The 19733-nt window shown below is 56.5% G+C and carries 12 protein-coding genes; 5 read left to right on the forward strand and 7 right to left on the reverse strand.

Going from position 1 to position 19733, the window contains the following annotated elements; genetic code table 11:
* Positions 1-18: 18 nt before the first annotated feature.
* Entirely contained in the window at positions 19-204 is a 186-nt protein-coding gene (locus GSQ86_RS02450) for a DUF5522 domain-containing protein (protein ID WP_158748371.1), read from the reverse strand.
* Positions 179-4606 (reverse strand): DEAD/DEAH box helicase, encoded by a 4428-nt coding sequence (locus tag GSQ86_RS02455; protein WP_158748372.1) that lies wholly within the window; start codon positions 4604-4606, stop codon positions 179-181. Before GSQ86_RS02455 ends, GSQ86_RS02450 begins: the two co-directional genes overlap by 26 nt.
* Positions 4607-4668: 62 nt before the next feature.
* On the opposite strand from GSQ86_RS02455, the gene GSQ86_RS02460 reads away from it, so the two are divergent.
* Positions 4669-5301, forward strand: coding sequence for an HAD family hydrolase (locus GSQ86_RS02460; RefSeq protein WP_158748373.1), 633 nt, complete (start codon positions 4669-4671; stop codon positions 5299-5301).
* A gap of 103 nt (positions 5302-5404) precedes the next feature.
* Here the strand turns inward: GSQ86_RS02460 and aceE are convergent, their stop codons facing one another.
* The 3 genes from aceE to GSQ86_RS02475 form a co-directional block, all read right to left on the reverse strand.
* Entirely contained in the window at positions 5405-8074 is a 2670-nt protein-coding gene (aceE, locus tag GSQ86_RS02465; protein WP_158748374.1) for a pyruvate dehydrogenase (acetyl-transferring), homodimeric type, read from the reverse strand.
* 232 nt (positions 8075-8306) lie between these two features.
* Positions 8307-9467 carry a UDP-N-acetylglucosamine 2-epimerase gene (neuC, locus tag GSQ86_RS02470; protein WP_158748375.1) on the reverse strand — a complete coding sequence of 387 codons (1161 nt, stop codon included), beginning with the start codon at positions 9465-9467 and terminating at the stop codon, positions 8307-8309.
* Entirely contained in the window at positions 9464-10558 is a 1095-nt protein-coding gene (locus GSQ86_RS02475; protein ID WP_158748376.1) for a polysaccharide biosynthesis protein, read from the reverse strand. Before GSQ86_RS02475 ends, neuC begins: the two co-directional genes overlap by 4 nt.
* 47 nt (positions 10559-10605) lie before the next feature.
* Between GSQ86_RS02475 and GSQ86_RS02480 the strand changes: the two genes are divergently transcribed.
* Positions 10606-11991, forward strand: coding sequence for an amidase (locus GSQ86_RS02480; protein WP_158748377.1), 1386 nt, complete (start codon positions 10606-10608; stop codon positions 11989-11991).
* A 140-nt stretch (positions 11992-12131) separates the two neighbouring features.
* Here the strand turns inward: GSQ86_RS02480 and GSQ86_RS02485 are convergent, their stop codons facing one another.
* A complete protein-coding gene (locus GSQ86_RS02485) occupies positions 12132-15527 on the reverse strand; it encodes an FG-GAP-like repeat-containing protein (protein ID WP_254062088.1) in 3396 nt (1131 codons plus the stop codon).
* A gap of 137 nt (positions 15528-15664) precedes the next feature.
* Between GSQ86_RS02485 and GSQ86_RS02490 the strand changes: the two genes are divergently transcribed.
* From GSQ86_RS02490 to GSQ86_RS02500, 3 genes are read left to right on the forward strand one after another with little or no spacing between them, the layout of a single operon-like run.
* The gene (locus GSQ86_RS02490; RefSeq protein WP_216840979.1) at positions 15665-17011 is read left to right on the forward strand and encodes an asparagine synthase-related protein; all 1347 of its coding nucleotides are present in this window, start codon (positions 15665-15667) and stop codon (positions 17009-17011) included.
* The gene (locus GSQ86_RS02495; RefSeq protein ID WP_158748378.1) at positions 17011-17979 is read left to right on the forward strand and encodes a radical SAM protein; all 969 of its coding nucleotides are present in this window, start codon (positions 17011-17013) and stop codon (positions 17977-17979) included. The genes GSQ86_RS02490 and GSQ86_RS02495 overlap by 1 nt, the downstream gene beginning before the upstream one ends.
* A gap of 5 nt (positions 17980-17984) precedes the next feature.
* Entirely contained in the window at positions 17985-19526 is a 1542-nt protein-coding gene (locus tag GSQ86_RS02500) for an NAD(P)/FAD-dependent oxidoreductase (RefSeq protein WP_254062090.1), read from the forward strand.
* On the opposite strand, the gene GSQ86_RS02505 is transcribed toward GSQ86_RS02500, so the two are convergent.
* Positions 19523-19733: ASPIC/UnbV domain-containing protein (locus tag GSQ86_RS02505; RefSeq protein WP_174239932.1), on the reverse strand; the 211-nt coding region annotated here is incomplete at its 5' end. The genes GSQ86_RS02500 and GSQ86_RS02505 overlap by 4 nt on opposite strands.

Consider the following 19733-nt stretch of genomic DNA (forward strand, 5'->3'; position numbering starts at 1 on the left):
CTCACTTCCCTTGAACAACTACTTTTTCTCGCAATCCTCGACCGGATGCTCGCGCCACGGGCAATGGCGGCAGCCCGACTGGCAGCAGTAACCGCGCCTGCGGTGGTAGGCCTCGGTGAAGACCAGGTACGGCCCGTCCATGTAGAAATCTTCGCCTTCGACAAGCGGCTCGCAGGAATCAGGCGGTGGGAGGCTGTTGCCCATAACCTGATTCTGCCAGAGACAGCGGCAACAACGATACCAGCCGATCCCGCTCGGCCTCCGGATCAACCGACGAGCCCTTGAGCGGCGTAAGCACTGTCTCATCCAGCGTCACCCGGTTTCCGGCGACAGCAGCAGTTCGATCACCGGGAATTACTGTCCCAACCAGGTTCAGCGGATCGGCAGCCGCTACCGTAACGGACTCCATTCTTAAGCCGCCCCTGCGAGCTTCGCGCAACGAATCGAGCGCCTGCGGCAGCGCGAACTGTTCGCCGCCAAAGCCGGAGACGAAGCGCCCGCCGCGAACCTCGCCACGAGCTTCCATGCGCCGGAAAATGCCCAGCAATTCCCGCCAACGCGAAACAGTCGTCTCGTGCTCAAGAAGATCGCGGAAGACCACGCCATACCGGGCAAGCAGCATCCTGCACGCCGATTCGATTTCAGCCTCACGACGGAGAATGGCTTCAGCGCCCGATTGTTCCTGAAGAGCGCGGAAGAGGCTCCAGCGGCCCGCCGCCTGCTTAGCCCGTCCGCGTGTACCGGAGGTCTGCTTGCGGCGTGGATCGATCAGCATGCGCAGGCTGTCGAAGCCATCCGCCGTAACAAGCCCTGCCGCCACCAATTCCCAAAGCGCCAGGTCAAGCTCGGCGGCCGGAACACCCAGCATTCGCACCATATCGCCCGCAAACATCGCGCCTCCCGAAGACAGCAGGCTACGGACACGCCCGGCCAGTTCGCTAAGACAGACGGTAAGACACGTCTCCGGAATCTTCCGTTCAGAGAGGCACAGGTCCATCCACAACGCTTCTTCGCGCACAAAAAAAGAAACAGGAGCCATGCTGGTAGGTACTACGCGCCGCGGCCCTCCCGACTCAATAGAATGGAAAGCGGGATGCGGCGAAATGCGCCCCCATCCGACCACGCCGGAAAGACAAAGCGCATCGAGCCATCGCGGATCGTATCCCGCAACGCGCTGCGGCAGTATCGACCGCTCCCACTCGATCGCCGGCGCTTCGAAACCTTCGAGGCCACGCAGAGCTTCAAGCAATCCAGCCTCACCCGAAAGCTGCGTGTTGGGGGCAACGTGCTGCCATCGCAGCAGCCACTGCATAAAGACTGAAGGCGTAACCGGTTCGACCTGCTTGCGCAGCGCGACCAGTGTTCTCTTATGAATACGCTGCAGAAGCCGGCGTTCGCACCACTCAACATCTTCATCAGCAGGTGCACTGCCATAGCCTTCAAACACGCCGCGCAGAATCGTCCCTGTCATTTCCAGGCGAAGCATTTGCTTCCAGACTTCTCGTGGAGCGACACCGAGTTTATCGCCAAGTGAGCGCGAAGACACGGGGCCAAGAATTGCCATCCAGCCTTGAATAGTCTTGCGCACAATCTCATCTGTATCTGTAATCGCTACAGATACAAATGGCAAAGCATCGGCGATATGTGTTTCCGGCCAGAGGCGACGCAGCCACTCCGCCCGCTCCGCCGCGCAGAGATAAGCGCGCTCGCCCACCATCGCGAGAGCAGCTCGACCCTGCGATTCAAGCCGCGAAAAGAAGATATCCCAGTCGCGCGCAAAGGGATGAGCCAAAAGATCTGCGGGCACCAGCACGAGCGCGCACAGCAGATCATGCAGCTCGTGTTCGTCGCGGATATCGGGCCATATCTCTTCGCGGATGGCCGCAATGGCTTCGGGCGACAGTCTTCCCGCATCGCCAAGCAGACTATCCGGCAGCACGCCGCGCAGGCTCACAGCACGGGCACGGCGCTCTTCCAGCGGAGCGTCGTCAAGAAACGCATACGGATTCGCATTCAGCATCTCGTGCGCGAAATGCGAAGGCGTTGCCGTATCGACCGCCACGCATCGAATTTTTCCCGAGTGCATGCCGACGAGCACCTGCTTCAATCCTTCAAGATCCATCGCCTCGCCCAGCACATCTTTCATCACTTCGCGTACGAGCGGATGATTGGGAATCTCAATATCGCCTTCGATATTCTCCTGGCAGGCAGCGACCTGCGGAAAAACGCTTGCCAGCAGATCGTCGGCGCGTGTGCGCTGAATTTGGGGCGGAATTTTCTTTCCATTCCTGAAGCGCAATAGCTGCAGGCTGCGGCCCGCATCCCACTTCCAGCGAGCTTTGAAAATCGGCGAGGTCAGCGAAGCCTGCTGCAGCAATTCGGTCACGGTCTGTTGCGTGAGGAATTGAAAGACATCGCTCAGTGGAAAGCTGTGCTGTTCTGCCAGCGAGATGTTCAAGCCATTATCAGTTGCTGCAGCCTGTAACTCAAAATTGAAGCCACGGCAGAAGCGCTTGCGCAGCGCCAATCCCCATGCCTTATTGATGCGTCCGCCAAACGGCGCGTGAAGGACCAGTTGCATGCCTCCGCCTTCATCAAAAAAGCGCTCGGCAACAATCGTCGTCAGCGTCGGCACCGTACCCAGAATGGCGCGGCCCGCAGCTATGTAGCCAATCAGTTGCTCTGCGCCGGAATCGCATAGCCCGCACTCTTCTTTGAGCCACGCAGCCGTTTCTGCGATCTCAGGATTCGACTGACTGATGTAACCGGGCAGAACATTCTGCGTGCGACTGTCCAGCTCTTGGCGCAACTCGGAAATAAATTGTGACAACTCGATCGTGCGTTGCGGCGCTTCGCCGCGCCAGAACGGCACCGTCGGCGGCTGCCCGTGCGCATCTTCCACCAGCACGCGTCCGGCGCTTTCCACCCGCTGAATGCGCCAGCTTGTGTTGCCGAGAAGGATGATGTCGCCGGCAGAGGACTCGACAGCGAAATCTTCATCCAGCGTCGCGATTTGTACGCCTTCCGGCTCTGCGATGACGGCAAACAGCGCAGTGTCCGGGATGGCGCCGCCATTCGATATGGCAGTCGTTCGTGCTCCGCGGCGCGCCTGAATGCGGCCATGCACACGATCGCGCAGCAGATAGGAACCGTACCGTCCGCGGCTTGCCTCGATGCCATCCGTGAGCAGACACAGCGATTCCTCAAATTCCTCTTGCGTCAGATCGCGATATGGCTGGGCGCGACGGAATACTTTGAAAAGCGCGGCCTCTTCCCACGGCTCGGCGGCACAGGCAGCAACAATCTGCTGCATCAGAACGTCCGTGGGCTTCGATGGAATTTCGAGCTTATCAAGCACGCCAGACCGCATGGCGCGAATGAGCGCGGCCTGCTCCATCAGGTCATCGCGCGTGGTGGCGAAGAAGCGACCTTTCGGAATTGCGCCGCGCCAGTGACCGGCGCGCCCCACCCGCTGCATGGCAACAGCAATCGCGCGCGGCGAATTGATCTGGCAGACCAGGTCGACATTGCCGATATCGATTCCGAGTTCAAGGGAGGCGGTCGCCACCAGTATGCGAATCTCACCCTGCTTTAACTTTCTCTCTGACTCCAGGCGTAGCTTGCGCGAGAGGCTGCCGTGATGCGCAGCGACGTTTTCCTCGCCCAGCAATTCGCTGAGACGAAACGCCAGACGCTCGACCAGCTTGCGCGTGTTTACAAAGACCAGCGTGGAGCGATGTTCCAGCGCAAGCTGCGCCAGACGCTGGTAGATGCTGTCCCATATCGCATTGCTTGCGACCGCGCCCAGCTCCTCAGCCGGAATTTCGATGGCTACATCAAGCTTGCGGCGCTGCCCGACCTGCACAATCTCAACCGGATGCTCAAGACCGCCACGCAGAAAATCGCCGACCAGCTCGATAGGATTCTGTGTAGCCGACAATCCAATGCGCTGCGGCGGCGTGCCGTGTGCCGTGACCCAATCACCGACGCAGAGCCGATTCTCGCCGCATACCAGCGCATCCAATCGTTCCAATGTCAGAGCCAGGTGCGCACCCCGCTTGTCGTCTGCCATGGCGTGAATTTCATCGACAATCACAGTCCGCACATGGCGCAGATTGTTACGGCTCTTTTCTGCCGTCAGCAGAATGTAAAGCGACTCAGGCGTAGTGACGAGGATATGCGGCGGCTGCTTGAGCATGCGCTGGCGTTCGGCAGGCAGCGTATCGCCGGTACGGACGGCGGTGCGAATCTGTGGAGAAAGATAGCCTCGTTCCAGCGCAAGTTGCTGAATCTCCTTGAGCGGCATTTCCAGATTCTTCTGCACGTCATTTGAAAGCGCCTTGAGCGGCGAGACGTAAACCACTTCTGTTTCAGAACCGAGCCCGCCCTCGAGCGCCTTGCGAATAATCTGATCGATGCAGATGAGAAAAGCGGCGAGCGTCTTGCCGGATCCGGTTGGCGCGGAAATAAGAACCGGCTTTCCATCGAGAATATGCGGCCAGCCCTGTTCCTGCGGTTCGGTGGGAGTGCCGAAACGGCGTACAAACCACTCCTGCACCACCGGGTGCGCCCAGGCAAGACTCGCGGGAACAGACAACGATTCCATTTGCATATTCTAACGCCGCTTTCGTCTCTTCTTCGCCCGAAGGTGATCGCTACAATGCGAATATGACCACGCATAATTTGTCGGCGGAAGAACGCGCGCGACGTATCAGGCTGATTCTTTTCGATGTTGACGGTGTTTTGACCGATGGCGGCATCTGGCTCTTTCCAGCGCCGGCGGCAAATCTTTCCACCGCGGCCCATGCTCAGGAGATGGAAGCAAAAGGCGGTTTCGCCATCCACTCGGCCACCATGATCGAAGCGAAGGGCTTTAACGCGCAAGATGGCTCCGGGGTTTCCCTCGCGCGGCTCGGTGGAATGAAGTGCGGCATCATCACCAAGCGCATTTCTGAAGCGGTGGCTCTGCGCGCTCGTGACCTGCGGCTCGAATACGTCTACCTTGGCCAGGAATTCAAGCTGAAAGCAGTGCGCGAAATCATGGAAAAGGAATCCATCACGCTCGACGAAATTGCCTACGTTGGCGATGACGTGATCGACCTGCCAGTGATGCGCGTCTGCGGATTAGCCGTCGCCGTTGCCAACGCGCGCAAGCAGGTCAAACAAGCAGCGCATTACATTACACAGAGCACCGGCGGCCATGGCGCAGCGCGTGATGCCGTTGAGTTCATCCTTGAAGCAAAAGGAATTCTCGATGAAGTGATCGAGAAATATATCGAAGAGCGTAGTCCCTCGATATAAAAGTAAAACGTCACTCTGAGTCACAGGCGAAGAATCTCAAACCATCTTGATTTGAGATTCCCCTCCCTTCGGTCGTCAGAATGACGTCATCACGGGATAAATCTTACGCCTTCGCCGCGTCTACTTTTTCTGTGTCAAGCGCAAGCTCTTCAAATGCCTTCTGCGCACGCTTGGCGTCGAATTTGCCGTCGCGTGCCAGCTTTGAGAGCGTTGCCGCGACAATGGACTCGGCGTTGACCTCAAAGTGGCTGCGAAGATGCTCGCGGTTATCGCTGCGCCCAAAGCCATCCGTACCCAGCGTCACCAGGCGGTTTGTAAGCCACGGTGAAAGCTGATCGGCAATGACTTTCATGTAGTCCGACGCGGCGATGATGGGACCCTTCGTGCCCTTGAGAGCCTGCATGATATACGGCGTCTTCTCCGCTTCTGCCGGATGCAGCCGGTTCCAGCGTTCGATCGAAAGTGCTTCGCGGCGCAACTCGTTGTAGCTGGTCACGCTCCACACATCGGTCTGCACGCCATACTTCTCAGCAAGAATCTGCTGCGCGCGCACCGTCTCGTTCAGGATTGGACCGCTGCCAAAGAGCTGCGCATCGGCTTTGCCCTTGATCGCGCCCTTGAACTTATAAATGCCGCGCAGGATGCCTTCGCGCACGCCCTCGGACATCTCCGGCATGGGGTAGTCTTCGTTGTACATGGTGATGTAGTAGAAGACCGATTCATTCTCCTGATACATGCGGCGAATGCCGTCCTGAAGAATGACCGCCAGCTCGTAAACGAATGCAGGATCGTAACTCACGCAGGTAGGCACGGTGCTCGCCAGCACATGGCTGTGACCATCCTGGTGCTGCAGACCCTCGCCGAGCATGGTGGTGCGTCCGGCGGTGCCGCCCATCAGGAAGCCTTTGCCACGCGAATCCGCGAAGGCCCAGACCATGTCACCGATCCGCTGGAAGCCGAACATCGAGTAGTACATGTAGAACGGAATCGCAGGCACACGATAATTTGAATACGCAGTTCCAGCCGCAGTGAATGAAGCCATCGAACCGGCTTCCGTAATTCCCTCTTCCAGAATCTGCCCATCCTGCTCTTCGCGGTAGTAAAGCAGCATGTCCAGATCGTGCGGCTTATACTTCTGTCCTTCCGCCGCGTAGATGCCAACCTGCCGAATCGCCGACTCAAGACCGAATGTGCGGCCTTCATCAGGAACGATCGGCACTACCAGCTTACCGAATTCCGGGTCCTTGAGCAGATGCCGCAGAATGCTGACAAAGCCCATCGTCGTCGATACGGCGCGGCCTTTCGATCCAGCGGTCCATTCGCTGTAATAATCTAGCTCTGGCGCCTTGAACTTCAGCTCCGGCGTCTCGCGCTTGGGCATGTATCCGCCAAGGGCCTTGCGGCGCTCATGCAGATACTGGATCTCCGGCGCATCATCGGCAGGCTTGTACGGCGTGCCGTGCTTGGCCGCCTCTTCCGGCACAGGAATATCGAAGCGCTTCACAAATGTCGTCAGCGCCTCGTCGGTCATCTTCTTTTCCTGATGCGCTGCGTTGCGGGCTTCCGTCGTGCCCATGCCGTAACCCTTGACCGTCTTTGCCAGAATCACCGTCGGGCCACCGCGGTGCTCAGTCGCCCGTTTGTAAGCGTTGTAAATCTTCACCGGGTCGTGGCCGCCGCGATGCAACCGCGCCAGCTGTTCATCGGTCATGTCAGCGACCAGCTCCAACAGCTCTGGATATTTGCCGAAGAACTCCCGTCGCAGATAGGCACCCCCCTTGGCCTTGAATGCCTGGTACTCGCCATCGACGCACTCTTCCATGCGCTTCAGCAGCAGGCCTTTATGGTCGCGCTCAAACAGCGCATCCCAATCCGAACCCCAGACCACCTTAATAACATTCCAGCCCGCGCCGCGGAAAACTCCTTCGAGCTCATCGATGATGCGCTTATTACCGCGCACCGGCCCGTCAAGACGCTGCAGGTTGCAGTTAATGACGAACACCAGATTGTCGAGCTTCTCGCGCGATGCCACAGTGATCGCGCCGAGTGTATCGACCTCATCCGTCTCGCCATCGCCAACAAACGCCCAAACCTTGCGCGGCGTCTTCTCAATCAGGCTCCGGTTTTCGAGATAGCGCATGAACCGCGCCTGATAAATCGCATTCAACGGTCCAATTCCCATCGAAACCGTCGGGAAACGCCAGAAATGCGGCATCAGCCAGGGGTGCGGATACGACGAAAGTCCCGGCTTGTCCCGCAGCTCATGGCGGAAATTCTTGAGATGATCGTCGGTCAGGCGGCCTTCAAGATAAGCGCGCGCATACACGCCCGGCGAAGCATGGCCCTGAAAATAAATAAAGTCGCCCGGCTGATCGCCATAGCTCGCATGGAAGAAATGGTTAAAGCCCACTTCGAGCAGCGTAGCCAGCGACGAATACGTCGAAATATGGCCGCCAATGCCGGCATCTTTCTTGTTCTGGCCATGCACCATCGCCATCGCATTCCAGCGAAGCAGACTCTCGAGGCGGCGCTCCATCTGGCGATCGCCAGGGTACGGCACTTCATCATGTTTGGGGATGGTATTGAGGTAGGGAGTTCTGATTTCGCCGGGGGTATTCACGCCTGCTTCGCGTGCTCGCTGCCGGAGGACCTCCATCAGCTCTGCCGCCTGCTCCGGGCCTTCTTCGACAACAATCTGATCGAAGGCCTCAATCCATTCCGCAACTTCTTCCGTAAAGTCCGCCTGGGCGGGAATTGCCAGTTTCATAGCCATAGGATTCATTTCTCTGGAGTATGCGAGGCTCAGATTCATCTTGGAAATTCAGGGTCCGCAGTAAAGGAAAACGGTTTACTGCAGGATTCCGGCGACAGCCCCGAAGCCACACACTTCACCACTAATTTTCGCAGAATATCTGCCGCTGCGCCACGCGCTCACCGTGCCGCAACGGTAAAGTGTAGCGCAGATACCCGAATTCCGGGCAACCAGCTATACCGGCCGAATGGATTCATGCGCCTCCCGAAGCCACACCGCGCTTCAGAAGCAAGGTCTCCGCCGCCGGAAGATTCGCTAGGACGTTTACGATGCGCTCTGCGCCATGCCCGTCGCCATATGGATTCGCCATACCCTCAAGCGATCGCCGGAAACTCTCTCTTCTGGCCTCGATAATCTTCTTCAGGATGCACTCCGCTTCAGCTTCGGTGTCGAGCACGTTCGCCGCACGTTCTCTTCCCTGCTGCCGTATGCCCACATTCACCGTCGGCAATGCAAACGATCCTGTCTCCATAATGCCGCTGCTCGAATTGCCCACCATCACCCTCACATGCTTGAGCAGGCTCCAATACGTCACCGCAGGCAGATTCACAAAAAGCCGTCCGTGGCCCCGCATTTTTAGAAAAGCCTGCGTACGCTCAATCAGTTCGCGGCTGCCTGCATCCGCATTGGGATAGCAAAATAGAAGCTGTTCGTCGATCTGCCCGAGCGCCGTAAACAGTGCCTCCGCTTCGCGTGTCGTATCGCGCAGAATCGTCACCGGATGATACGCAATCAGAACCGTAGACGTATCGAGATCGAGGCCCAGCTTCTGTTCCAATTCCTCCTTCGATAACAACTGGCTGCGTCGCATGTGATCGAGTGAAGGCGCACCAGCATGATGCACGCGCCACGGCTCTTCTCCCATGCTGATCACGCGCTCACGAGCGGTTTCCGTCGACGTGAAATGAATGTGGCTCATCTTCGTGAGCGCGTTGCGCACAGCATCGTCAATCGCTCCCTCGCTGATCTCGCCGCCTTCGATATGCGCTATGGGGATACGCAACGCAAGCGCCACCGACGCAGGCGCCAGCATCTCGTATCTGTCAGCAATCAGCAGCAGCAGATCGGGCCGCATTTGGCCGAGCGCATCAGCAAGAGAAAGCACGCCCATACCGATGCTCTTGGCCATGCCCACATCCGTGTCCGAACTGAGCAGGCATTCCAGCTTTGCCGCAATCGGAAAGCCATCCGCTTCAATCTCACGCACCGTGCTTCCAAACTCAGGCGAGAGGTGTGAGGCCATTACGATCACTTTCAAATCCACATTCGGATGCGCCTGCAGCTCCTTCAAAGGCCAGTAGAGGTGGCTGTAGTCGGCGCGTGACGTGGTAACCACCGCGATCGTCCGCTTCATCGGCACTCCCCAGCCGCAATCTTCAATTGCGATAAAAGCTTTGGACCAGGTTGGTATTCCGGAACCGCTGCTGAAACTGCCCGCAGCAGGCCTTTAAGATCACGCTTTACTATGGACGCGGACGTCTGCTCGATGATGGCGTTTATCTTCTCCCCAGAAAGAGCCGGGCTGCTCACTTTCCGCAGTGGGCCTTCAAAGGTTTCCACAACTAATTCTCTGGCGGAGATCATCTCTTCCCGCAGTTTGTCGCCGGAACGAAGTTCAGTAAACTCGATCCCGCTTGCCGAGCCTTCCCGTTCGATCAGAAATCGCGCCAGTTCTGCAATGTGCCGCGCCGTTCCTGCTTCTGAAATAAGCACCGCTGCCCTTTCCTCATGAAGCAACGCAGAAAGTAGCAGTGAAACAGCTTCGTCCAGCGCCAGAAAATACCGCGCAGCCTCTGGATGCGTAACAGTCAGAGCGCATCCACCTTCCATCTGCTTCAGAAATTGAGGAACCACGCTGCCCGATGTGCCCAGCACATTGCCAAGGCGCACCGCCTTCGTCCGCGTGTCACTACCATTGGCGAGAACGATAAGTTCGGCCATTCTCTTGGTCGCGCCCATGATGCTCGCTGCATCCACAGCCTTATCCGTCGACAGCAGAATCAACTGCTCAGAGCCATGACGTGATGCGGTTTTGGCCACACTGCACGTCCCGATGGCGTTCGTACGCGCCGCCGTAAATGGATTCTGCTCCATAAGCGGAACATGCTTGCAGGCTGCCGCGTGGAAGACGATTTGAGGCCGATGATCTGAAAATATTTCGTTCAACAGTGGCTCGTCGCAAATGTCGCCAACAACACACGTGCGCGAAACTCCCCGCAGGCCATCATCCAGATCGAAGATTCCTTTCTCTGAAGAATCGAGCACGATCAGATGCTCGATCGGAAGCTGCCCACACTGCATCGCTAACGCCGAGCCAATCGATCCGCCCGCGCCGGTAATGAGAACGCGCCGGCCTTTCGTCGCTGTCTCAATTGCTTTGGTATCTATGGATATCGCGGGTCGATCAAGAAATTGCGCCCACTCTCGAAAAGTATTCTGCATCATTGTTAAAACGAAATAGTGCCGCTTTTGGCCTTTCTATAATTGATTCTATGAGCGTGGCCCTCCTTCCGGCTGTCGAACAGCTGGTTCTCTTGCGTCAAAAGAAAATTTCTCCTCTCGAATTAGTGAATGAGCACATTGCTCGCATCGAGCGGCTGAATCCAACCCTCAAGGCCTTGGTCGATTTCGATGCGGAGCGCGCGAGAGAGCAGGCCAGCCACGTGGGCAGCGGGCAACTCGCCGGATTACCCCTGACAGTCAAGGCCTCGATCGCAGTGAAAGGCTACAAATGCGAAATCGGCAGCCTGCTTCAGCGCGGAGATATTCCGAACCAAGACGCCGAAGCTGTTGCGCGATTGCGTCGCGCCGGTGCCGTCATTCTAGGGACTACGAATTGTCCCGAGTTTCTAATGGCCTATGAGACAGACAATCTGCTCTATGGAAAGACTAACAATCCCTGGGATCTGACGCGCACCGCTGGCGGCTCCAGCGGCGGCGAGGCAGCCGCCATTGCAGCCGGACTATCGGCGGGCGGACTCGGCAGTGACAGTGGCGGCTCTGTGCGCGAGCCAGCACACTTCAGCGGCATCTGCGCTCTCAAACCTACCTCCGCGCGCGTCCCCTCTCTGGGACATCTGCCGCCGTGTGTTGGGCCGTTTTCGTTTCTCGGCGCAATCGGACCTATGGCCCGCACCATCGCCGATGTGAAACTGCTCTTTCAGGCGGTCTCCGGTCAGTCTTCTATCGATCCAGCGGGCGCTCCAGTCGGCTTGCGAGAGATATCTCCGGCCGAGGCGAAGCAGGCCCGTATTGGCTGGTTTGAAGACGATGGGCTTGTGCCGGTCACACCGGAAACTCGACGCGCCGTCCGCGACGCCGCTGCTGCGCTCGAGCGTCAGGGTTTCAAGGTGGCTCACTTTCGTCCCTCGGCGCTGGAGGCAGCACGCAGGCTATGGCATATCTTCTTCGTTCAATGCGGAGCCATGTTTTACGCGTCCACCATCGCCGGGCGCGAGAGCGAGCTTAGCCCTACATTCCAAGGCTTTCTTGATATCGCCGCGGCAGAATCGCCTTTGACCGCGGAATCTCTCCTGAAAGCATGGGCGGAAAGCGACCTCGTACGAAGCCAGCTTCTGGAGGAGATGCAGGAGTTTCCACTGCTTTTGTTGCCGGTCTGCTCCATTCCGGCCTTTCGGCACGGCGAACGCTCTTGGCTGGTCGAAAACCGCGAGGTGCCATACCTCGACACCATGCGCTACACGCAGTGGTTCAATCTGCTCGGCGGTCCGGCTGCCGTTGTGCCCGTCGGCCGCTCAGACAACGGACTTCCTATCGGCGTACAGATCGCCGGGCGCCCCTTCCACGACGAACTGGTCCTCACCGTAGCTGCCGCAATCGAGAGCGGATTCGGCTATCAGCCTCCCCCACTTTCCTGACCGGTTTTCCTAGTTGTAGATATAGACCGCTGTCATTCTAACGACCGAGGGAGGAAGAATCTCGAGCAGTTTCACCTAAAACATAGCCTCTGAAATTTCAGTAATTTAGCAAAAGATCGTAGGGCGGCCAGTTGCCTTCCCTACTTCGTAATCGGTTGTGATTGGGTCGGTTCATACTCAAACTGGAACCGCTGCTTGCGATCCCCGGATTCAAAGCGATTATTCCAGTTCAACTGGTACCGTACGGAGCCGGAGTCTTCCGGGTAGCGCTCACTTGCCGGGTACGGATATTTGCTCATCTGGTGGAATGGCATCTCTGCCACGGTGAAAGGCATTGCTTCATAAAAGTCCATGTCTTTCACAAATCCGTTGGCATAGAAGAAATAGTCGCGCTTCCAGCCCGCTGGCAACGGCGGTAGTTTTGCGTCGCTGAATTCGGCGTCAATCTCTTCCCCGCTTCCGAAAATGACGTAGTGATTGTCCGCTCCTCCGAGCAACGGGGTAACGTCGCCATATTTCGTATAGCTTCCTCGCTGCCACTGGAACGGCCCCGTGGCGCTGATGTGGTCATAGTGGTACGTCAGGTCACCGGGCGTTTCGCGGTCGACCTGTTGTGGATACCCGCGAAACGCAAGATGCGCTGTCGCCAGGTGCAGCTCGGTCTGCCGCGCAGCTGTCGCTTCATCGGGGCCGTTATCGAGCAGAACCTGATCCCAGTAGATCTGCAGGTTTGTCTTGATGCGGATACGCCGCGTGCCTACGGGCAGCTTGTGGCTCAGATCGACGACGATGGTGCGCGGAAGCCCCGCGGGGAAGCCCATATCGTCGATGATGCGCTTCCAGCTGCCATCCGGCATCTGTGCTTCAATATAGGGCGAAATAGGCTGCAAACCCGCCTGCCATGCGGCATACATTGAGCTGGCGCTGAAGTATTCAATAAAGCCGTGCATGAAAAGGCGCAGCGGATTCTGTGAAGACCACTCGCCAAGATCGAGCGTGAGCGTGTGCATGTTGGCATAGCCCGCATATTTAAGGTTGGTGAAATCGCGGACGTACTTGTGGTCCCGTTTAGAAAGCAGATCAAGCACATCGCGCCCTTGGTTGTCCCACGCTCCGGCGACTTCACGCGTCTGAGGAGAAGCAACCACGGCACTGCCTGAAGCAAAAGGAGGCTCATCAAGAAAGCGCTCGTCGGGATAGACTTCCGTTCCCGCCGGATGATCGACGGCAATAAGGCGAAGTTGATCGATGTAATTGATCTCTTCCATCGGCTCGCCAAAGCGCAGACTGAAATAGCCGTTGCGCGCCTTCAGCTGTGAACCATCCACCTTCACCCACTCGTCGGGATCGGCTCTGTTCGTCGATGTCGGCGAAACCCAGTGCCCGACAACAGCAGCACCAATCACATCGGAGACAAACTGATATTTGATCCCATCCCAGGCAAAGAGCACCGGGCATGAACTACCACGCCGGTCGAGTTCAAGGAGGGAAACCGGCTTACTCGCAGCCACATCAAGCTCATCCTGCGGCACCCCGGTCGGCCACAGCAGCCGCACGACGTCGGCAGTATCCGATTGCCCGAGGCCGGCAATGATCTCCGTTGAGCCTTGGCTCAGGTATCCGCTGCCGCCAGCTACTTCAAACTTCTGCACGTGGCCGTCGGAAAAGACTTCGACCTTGGTGCCAATTGCGGACTTGTTATCTGCCAGCCCGGCAAGCGTAATCCGCAGAGAATGATTGCGATTACCCCCTTGGTTGTGCAGGACAATCGGCGGTGCGTTAAGTTGCGTTACGATGAGGTCGGCTGCGCCATCGCCATCCACGTCGGCGGCAATCACGGAACGGGGATTGTCGAGGTTCACCTTGTCGAGACCGACGGCACTGCTCACGTCTTCTAACCCTTTATCGCCGAGGTTGCGCCAGACATGGAGGCTCGGACCGTTTGCTGTATCAACGATGGCGGCGAGGTCGATCCAGCCATCATTGTCGATATCGATGGCTGTCACGCCCCATGCCCTGGTAGCACCGCTAATAGGTAGTGAAACTCGCTCGAAGCGCTTGCCCTCTACATTGCGCCAAAGACTGACGCCGGGAGCGCCAGAGTGGGTGACAGCAACATCCATCCACCCGTCCTTGTTGAAGTCGAAGATCGATATGCCGCGAGTCGGAGACAAATCGGCATCCACGGAAAGCGGAACAGCTTTGAAAGCACCTTCCCGCTGGTTCTCGTAAACCGTCGGAGCGCTTCCATCGCCCGTCACCACCAGATCGATGGCCCGGTCGTTATTGATATCGGAGAGAGTAGCACCAGTCGTCCGTGTAGTACCGCCGAGCCCAGTCGGTCCTGTCCACTCGGTAAATGTGGAATCGCCGTTATTCCTCCAGAGTATGTTCGCGCCTTTTCCGGACTCAAGCGGAGAGCCAGTCACGAATAGATCGAGATCGCCATCATGATCGAAGTCGACAAAAGTCAGCCCGGCAGGATGATTGAGTGAATCAATGCCGACAGTCTTCGTCACGTCGGCAAATTTTCCCTGGCCGAGATTGTGATAAAGAATGACGCGGTCGCTCAACGAGACAGCGAGGTCAGACTTTCCATCGTTGTCGTAATCGCCGACAGCGCATGCGATGCCGTGTCCACTGGCTGTAAGCCCGGTCTGCTGGCCGGGAATTTCCTCCAGCGAGCCATTTTGCTGAACTTTATAGGTGCGAATCGCGTTTTCGCCATTCGCCATAACGACTATATATTTCTCGCCAGCAGTTTCGCCGGGAAGAACGCAGGCGCCTCCTCCAGGTGCGTTGTCTTTTGCGGGCTGAGCCGTCGGGGAGGCGGCTGCCTTACCCTCCGGCACAAAGCTGACTGGTATCATCGGTCCCACCGGCTCAAGCGGTGCAAGCATGTCCTGAACGGTGGCGTATCGGCCTTGTTCGCCGTAGGTAACAGTGAGAGGGGTACCGATTTTTGTCTGCGTGATTTTTTGAAAACGCCGAAGGTGCTCGCGCGCCTCTGGGACTTTGCCCGATCTCTGCAACGCACTTGCCAGCCCGAATTGTGCAGAAGCATGCAGCGGCTTGAGTTTTAAGGCAGTTTCGAAGCTCTCAATCGCATGATCATAATCTTTCAGATTGAGATACAGCGTGCCCAAATAGTAGTAGCTGTCTGCATCGTCGGGATCGAGCTTGATAGCGTGCTTAAATTCCTCAATGGCTAGTGTGGGATTGTCGCCGGTAAAGTGCGTGAGGCCGAGCGTGTACCAGATCCGAATGTTGTTCGAATCAACAGCAGCCGCCTGCTTGAGCGCCGCTTCCGCCTCAGGCAGTTTGCGCAGGTAAAGTTGCGCAATGCCTTCGTTCAGCATGGGAATGGCGGAAGACGGATCTGCCTTATGTGCGGCTTCAAACTTCGCCAATGCTTTTTCCATCAATTGTTGGTTCATGAGCGCGACACCGGTATTGTTGAGCTTCGCGGCTATGACCGAATTATGCTGCGAATCGGGCGTCAACGCGTGCAACCCAATCGCTGAGATCAGGCTCAATGAAAGAAATGCTGAGACGCGAAAAAATTTCGGTAATCTGCGTGGCGCTTTGACTTCAGAATTGCGCGAGAGGTTCAGTAACATTGGCGCCTTTGATTATAGAAGACGCGCCAGACGAAGATCGATGAGCGTAAACTGTGGCTAATATCAACGTTTCCGAGGTTGCAGTGCAGCAATACGTCGAAAGAGTTGTCGATCTCATCGAGCCCGAAGCAAACCAGATATATAACCTTTCCATCGAAGAAGCGCAGCGGTTGCTGCTTGAAAAGCCGGATGCGATGCTCGGGGTGGAGGGTTCATTCGCGCTGATTGCGCGCGCGGGTAAGACAGTTAAAATGGCTCGTTCGCTCGACCGACCATTGCGGTATTTTCTTGCGAAACGATCCGAAGGACCGGTGCTAATTGTCGCTTCGCGCATTGACACCATCTACGATTGGCTGAAAACGGAAGGTTTGGAAGGTCAGTTTCATCCCAGCTACACACGTATGGTGCCCGCGCATCATGTAGTAGAAATTCAGCTTGTCGGCTGCCCAGATCCCGATCCGGTTTATACGCGCTTTTTCACGCCGGAACTGGCCACGCTACCTCCGGATCTGGATCGCATTGGCGAACTTTATATTGCTGCACTCGCCGAAGAAATTTCGCAATGGCTCGAACGCATTCCGTCCAATGAGCCAATCGGTGTTTGCTTTTCCGGTGGCATTGACAGCGGAAGCGTTTTTCTTACGGCTTATCACGTGATGAAAAAACGCGCCCTGCATTTGGGCCGCCTGAAAGCCTTCGTTCTCGATCTCGGCAATGGGCCGGACGTTGCTCAGGCTCGGTCGTTTTTAGAGGCGCTCGATCTTGGACTTTTTCTTGAAACGATCGAGACCAATTCCGACTCACTCGATGCCCAGCAAACGATCCGCATCGTTGAAGATTACAAGCCGCTCGATATCGAATCGGCGACCATGGCGCTCGCGCTCTGCAAGGGCATCCGCGGACGATATCCCGACTGGCGCTACCTGCTGGATGGCGACGGTGGGGATGAGAATCTGAAAGACTACCCGATCGAAGAGAATCCCGAGCTTACGATTCGGAGCGTTGTTCACAACCGCATGCTCTACCAGGAAGGCTGGGGCGTGGGGAAAATTAAGCATTCCCTGACATATAGCGGCGGGTTGAGCCGCTCGTATACACGCACATATGCACCATCGCATTATTATGGGTTTTCGGGATTCAGTCCATACACCAGGCCAAATGTCCTCGCTGTTGCAGAAGCAATTCCGTTCATCAAACTGACAAATTACAGCGTGGAACGCCTTTACGAATTAAAGGGAGAGATTGTTTCGCGCGGAGTTGCCAAACTGACCGGAATGAAGATGCCTGTCTTTCCAAAGCGTCGCTTCCAGCATGGAGCTTTGTCCGTCGATACACTACGTAAGAAACTGCCGTTCCGCGAGGCCGAGTACAGGAAGCAGTTTCTCTCTCTCTACCAGTGATGACACAGATATCTCAATATCCAGCGCGCGCTATTGAGCGCGACCGCTGGGTCATGGCGCAGCGGTCAGAGCGCAATGCTCTCGATCCTCATCGGCCATATGCTTTTTTTGTAGAAGAAGAACGATCCGCTACGGGAACAGTTCTACCTGTCGCGACTGTACTTCTAACAAATCGCGAATGCCCATGGCGCTGCGTAATGTGCGATCTGTGGCGCAATACGCTGACCGAAACAGTTCCGCAAGGAGCGATCCCGGCGCAGATTCGTTATGCGTTGGCACAACTGCCGCCTTCGCGTCAGATCAAGCTCTACAACAACGGCAGTTTTTTTGACAGGAATGCGATTCCGGCTGAAGACCACGCAGCAATTGCCGAGTGCGTTCGATCATTTGAACGTGTGATCGTAGAAAGCCACCCGGCGCTTGTTGGAGATTCTTGTCTGCGCTTTCGAGATCTATTGCCGAACAAACTTGAAGTAGCAATGGGCTTAGAGACCGCGCATCCAGAGCTTCTGGAGCGATTGAACAAACGGCTGACACTCGATCAATTTTCCCGCGCTGCCGAGTTTCTGCGTAGCAATAACATCGATCTCCGAGTCTTCATCCTTGTGCAGCCCCCATTCATGCCGGCAGAGGAAGCGCTTATCTGGGCACAACGCTCACTTGATTTTGCCTTTCACTGCGGAGCTACCGCTGCAACGCTGATTCCTACGCGCGGTGGCAACGGAGCCATGGAAACACTCACCAGACAAGGTGACTTTTCTACACCGCCGCTGGAAACGCTCGAATCGGCTATTGAGTATGGCATTGAGCTCGCTCGAGGCCGCGTCTTTTCCGACCTTTGGGACATTGAGCGAAAACAGGATGGGTGCATCTGCTTTGCCGCTCGTACAGTGCGCCTGCACCAGATGAATCTGGCACAGAACATCACGCCCCGAGTAATCTGCGAGCAGTGCAAGGGGCGTAGTTGAACCGCGTGTACGACATTGCTGTTGTTGGCTCGGGCTTTGCTGGTTCCATCACCGCCATGATCGCAAAACGGCTCGGTCTGTCGGTTGTGCTTTTGGAACGCGGCAGGCATCCCCGCTTTATGATCGGGGAGTCATCCACGCCGCTTTCCAATTTGCTTCTCGAAGAATTGGCCATCCGTTACGATTTGCCTGCGATTCGACCACTGACAAAGTGGGGGAGTTGGCAGCAGCACTACCCACAGGTCGCATGTGGATTAAAACGCGGTTTTACTTTTTACAATCATGCGCTCGGATGCCCTGATATTCCTGATCCGACGCGACGTAATCAGCTTCTCGTCGCCGCCAGTCCGCATGACGGCATTGCCGACACACACTGGTATCGCGCGGATTTGGATGCTTTCCTTGTCGATGAAGCGCAAAACATTGGCGTGGAGTACGTCGATGGTATCAAGCTGGATAGCTATACTGCTCTCGACGGATGGGCTGAGTTGGCAGGCGCAAAAGATGGCCGCAGTACTGCTATTCGCGCCAGATTTGTAGTGGATGCCACGGGACCGCGAGGATTTCTCCATCGAGTGCTGAATCTATCGGAAGCAACCCTGACCGATTATCCATTGACGGAGGCACTGTATAGCCATTTTTCCAGCGTCGACCGCCTACGACCGCATGCAACAAGTTCCGAGGTCCCGCCTTATCCTGTCGAAGATGCAGCAGTGCATCATGTGTTCGACGGCGGTTGGATATGGATGCTGAGGTTCAATAATGGTGTCACCAGCGCCGGCGTCGCGGCCACACACCAGCTTGCTGCCAAACTGAGCCTGAAAGATGGAGCGACTGCATGGCACCGATTGCTGCAGCTCATTCCATCACTCGAGAAGCAGTTCATTGGAGCAAAAGCAGAGCAGCAATTTACCCATGTAAAGCGACTCTCGTTTATGAGCAGCGATATTCAAAGGGAGCGCTGGGCCATGCTTCCGTCTGCTGCGGGTTTTGTTGATCCACTTCTTTCGACCGGCTTTCCGCTTACGCTTCTCGGGATCAGTCGGCTCGCCGATATGTTGCAGCACGACTGGCAATCACCGCGCTTCGATGAGCGCATGAAAACATATGCGAGACAGACATCGCAGGAAATCGAGGCTACAGCGCGCCTGGTCTCGGCCCTCTACGCGAACATGAATAACTTTCCTGTTTTTACTGCGCTCTCGCTCTTGTATTTCGCTGCGGCAAGTTTTTCTGAAACGGCAAGACGCTTAGAAAAACCAGAACTGGCATCGTCGTTCCTTCTGTGCGATCATCCGACGTTTGGTCCCAGATGTAAAGAATTGCTGGCACGGGCAAGACAAGTGGAAACTCGGATGGATGCCGACGCATTGATCATTGATGTAATGCACGCTATCGAACCGCTGGATGTGGCTGGTCTTTGCAGGCAAGACCGCGACAACTGGTACCCCGTCGATGCGGAAGATCTCTTCCGCGGAGCTTCCAAAGTGAATGCAACTCGCGACGACATTGAGCGACTGTTGCAGCGTTACCGTTTTTACATTTAAGGATGTGACGGCGGCCCAGAGAACAAAATAGGTTCCGAAGTAGTCACGCCCTTTCCTTCCTGAACCGTGATGAACCGGTTGGGCTTGATGTTCGTAACCGTCTCTTTCTTTCCACTGGGCCAGATAATTTCAAGGCTCACGGCCCTGTTTTCATCTGGTTTGCCAAGGCCGAAGGTCAGCGGCAGTTCGCTTTGCGAGAGGTAGCTG

The organism is Acidobacterium sp. S8, assembly GCF_009765985.1.
Lineage (GTDB): Bacteria > Acidobacteriota > Terriglobia > Terriglobales > Acidobacteriaceae > Alloacidobacterium.

What these genes read in the sequence shown, in the direction of transcription:
- GSQ86_RS02455 (WP_158748372.1), bottom strand. Translation starts at nt 4,606, where the DNA reads ATGGAATCGTTGTCTGTTCCCGCGAGTCTTGCCTGGGCGCACCCGGTG.
- neuC (WP_158748375.1), bottom strand. Translation starts at nt 9,467, where the DNA reads ATGAAGCGGACGATCGCGGTGGTTACCACGTCACGCGCCGACTACAGC.
- GSQ86_RS02480 (WP_158748377.1), top strand. Translation starts at nt 10,606, where the DNA reads ATGAGCGTGGCCCTCCTTCCGGCTGTCGAACAGCTGGTTCTCTTGCGT.
- GSQ86_RS02495 (WP_158748378.1), top strand. Translation starts at nt 17,011, where the DNA reads ATGACACAGATATCTCAATATCCAGCGCGCGCTATTGAGCGCGACCGC.
- GSQ86_RS02475 (WP_158748376.1), bottom strand. Translation starts at nt 10,558, where the DNA reads ATGATGCAGAATACTTTTCGAGAGTGGGCGCAATTTCTTGATCGACCC.
- aceE (WP_158748374.1), bottom strand. Translation starts at nt 8,074, where the DNA reads ATGGCTATGAAACTGGCAATTCCCGCCCAGGCGGACTTTACGGAAGAA.
- GSQ86_RS02460 (WP_158748373.1), top strand. Translation starts at nt 4,669, where the DNA reads ATGACCACGCATAATTTGTCGGCGGAAGAACGCGCGCGACGTATCAGG.
- GSQ86_RS02450 (WP_158748371.1), bottom strand. Translation starts at nt 204, where the DNA reads ATGGGCAACAGCCTCCCACCGCCTGATTCCTGCGAGCCGCTTGTCGAA.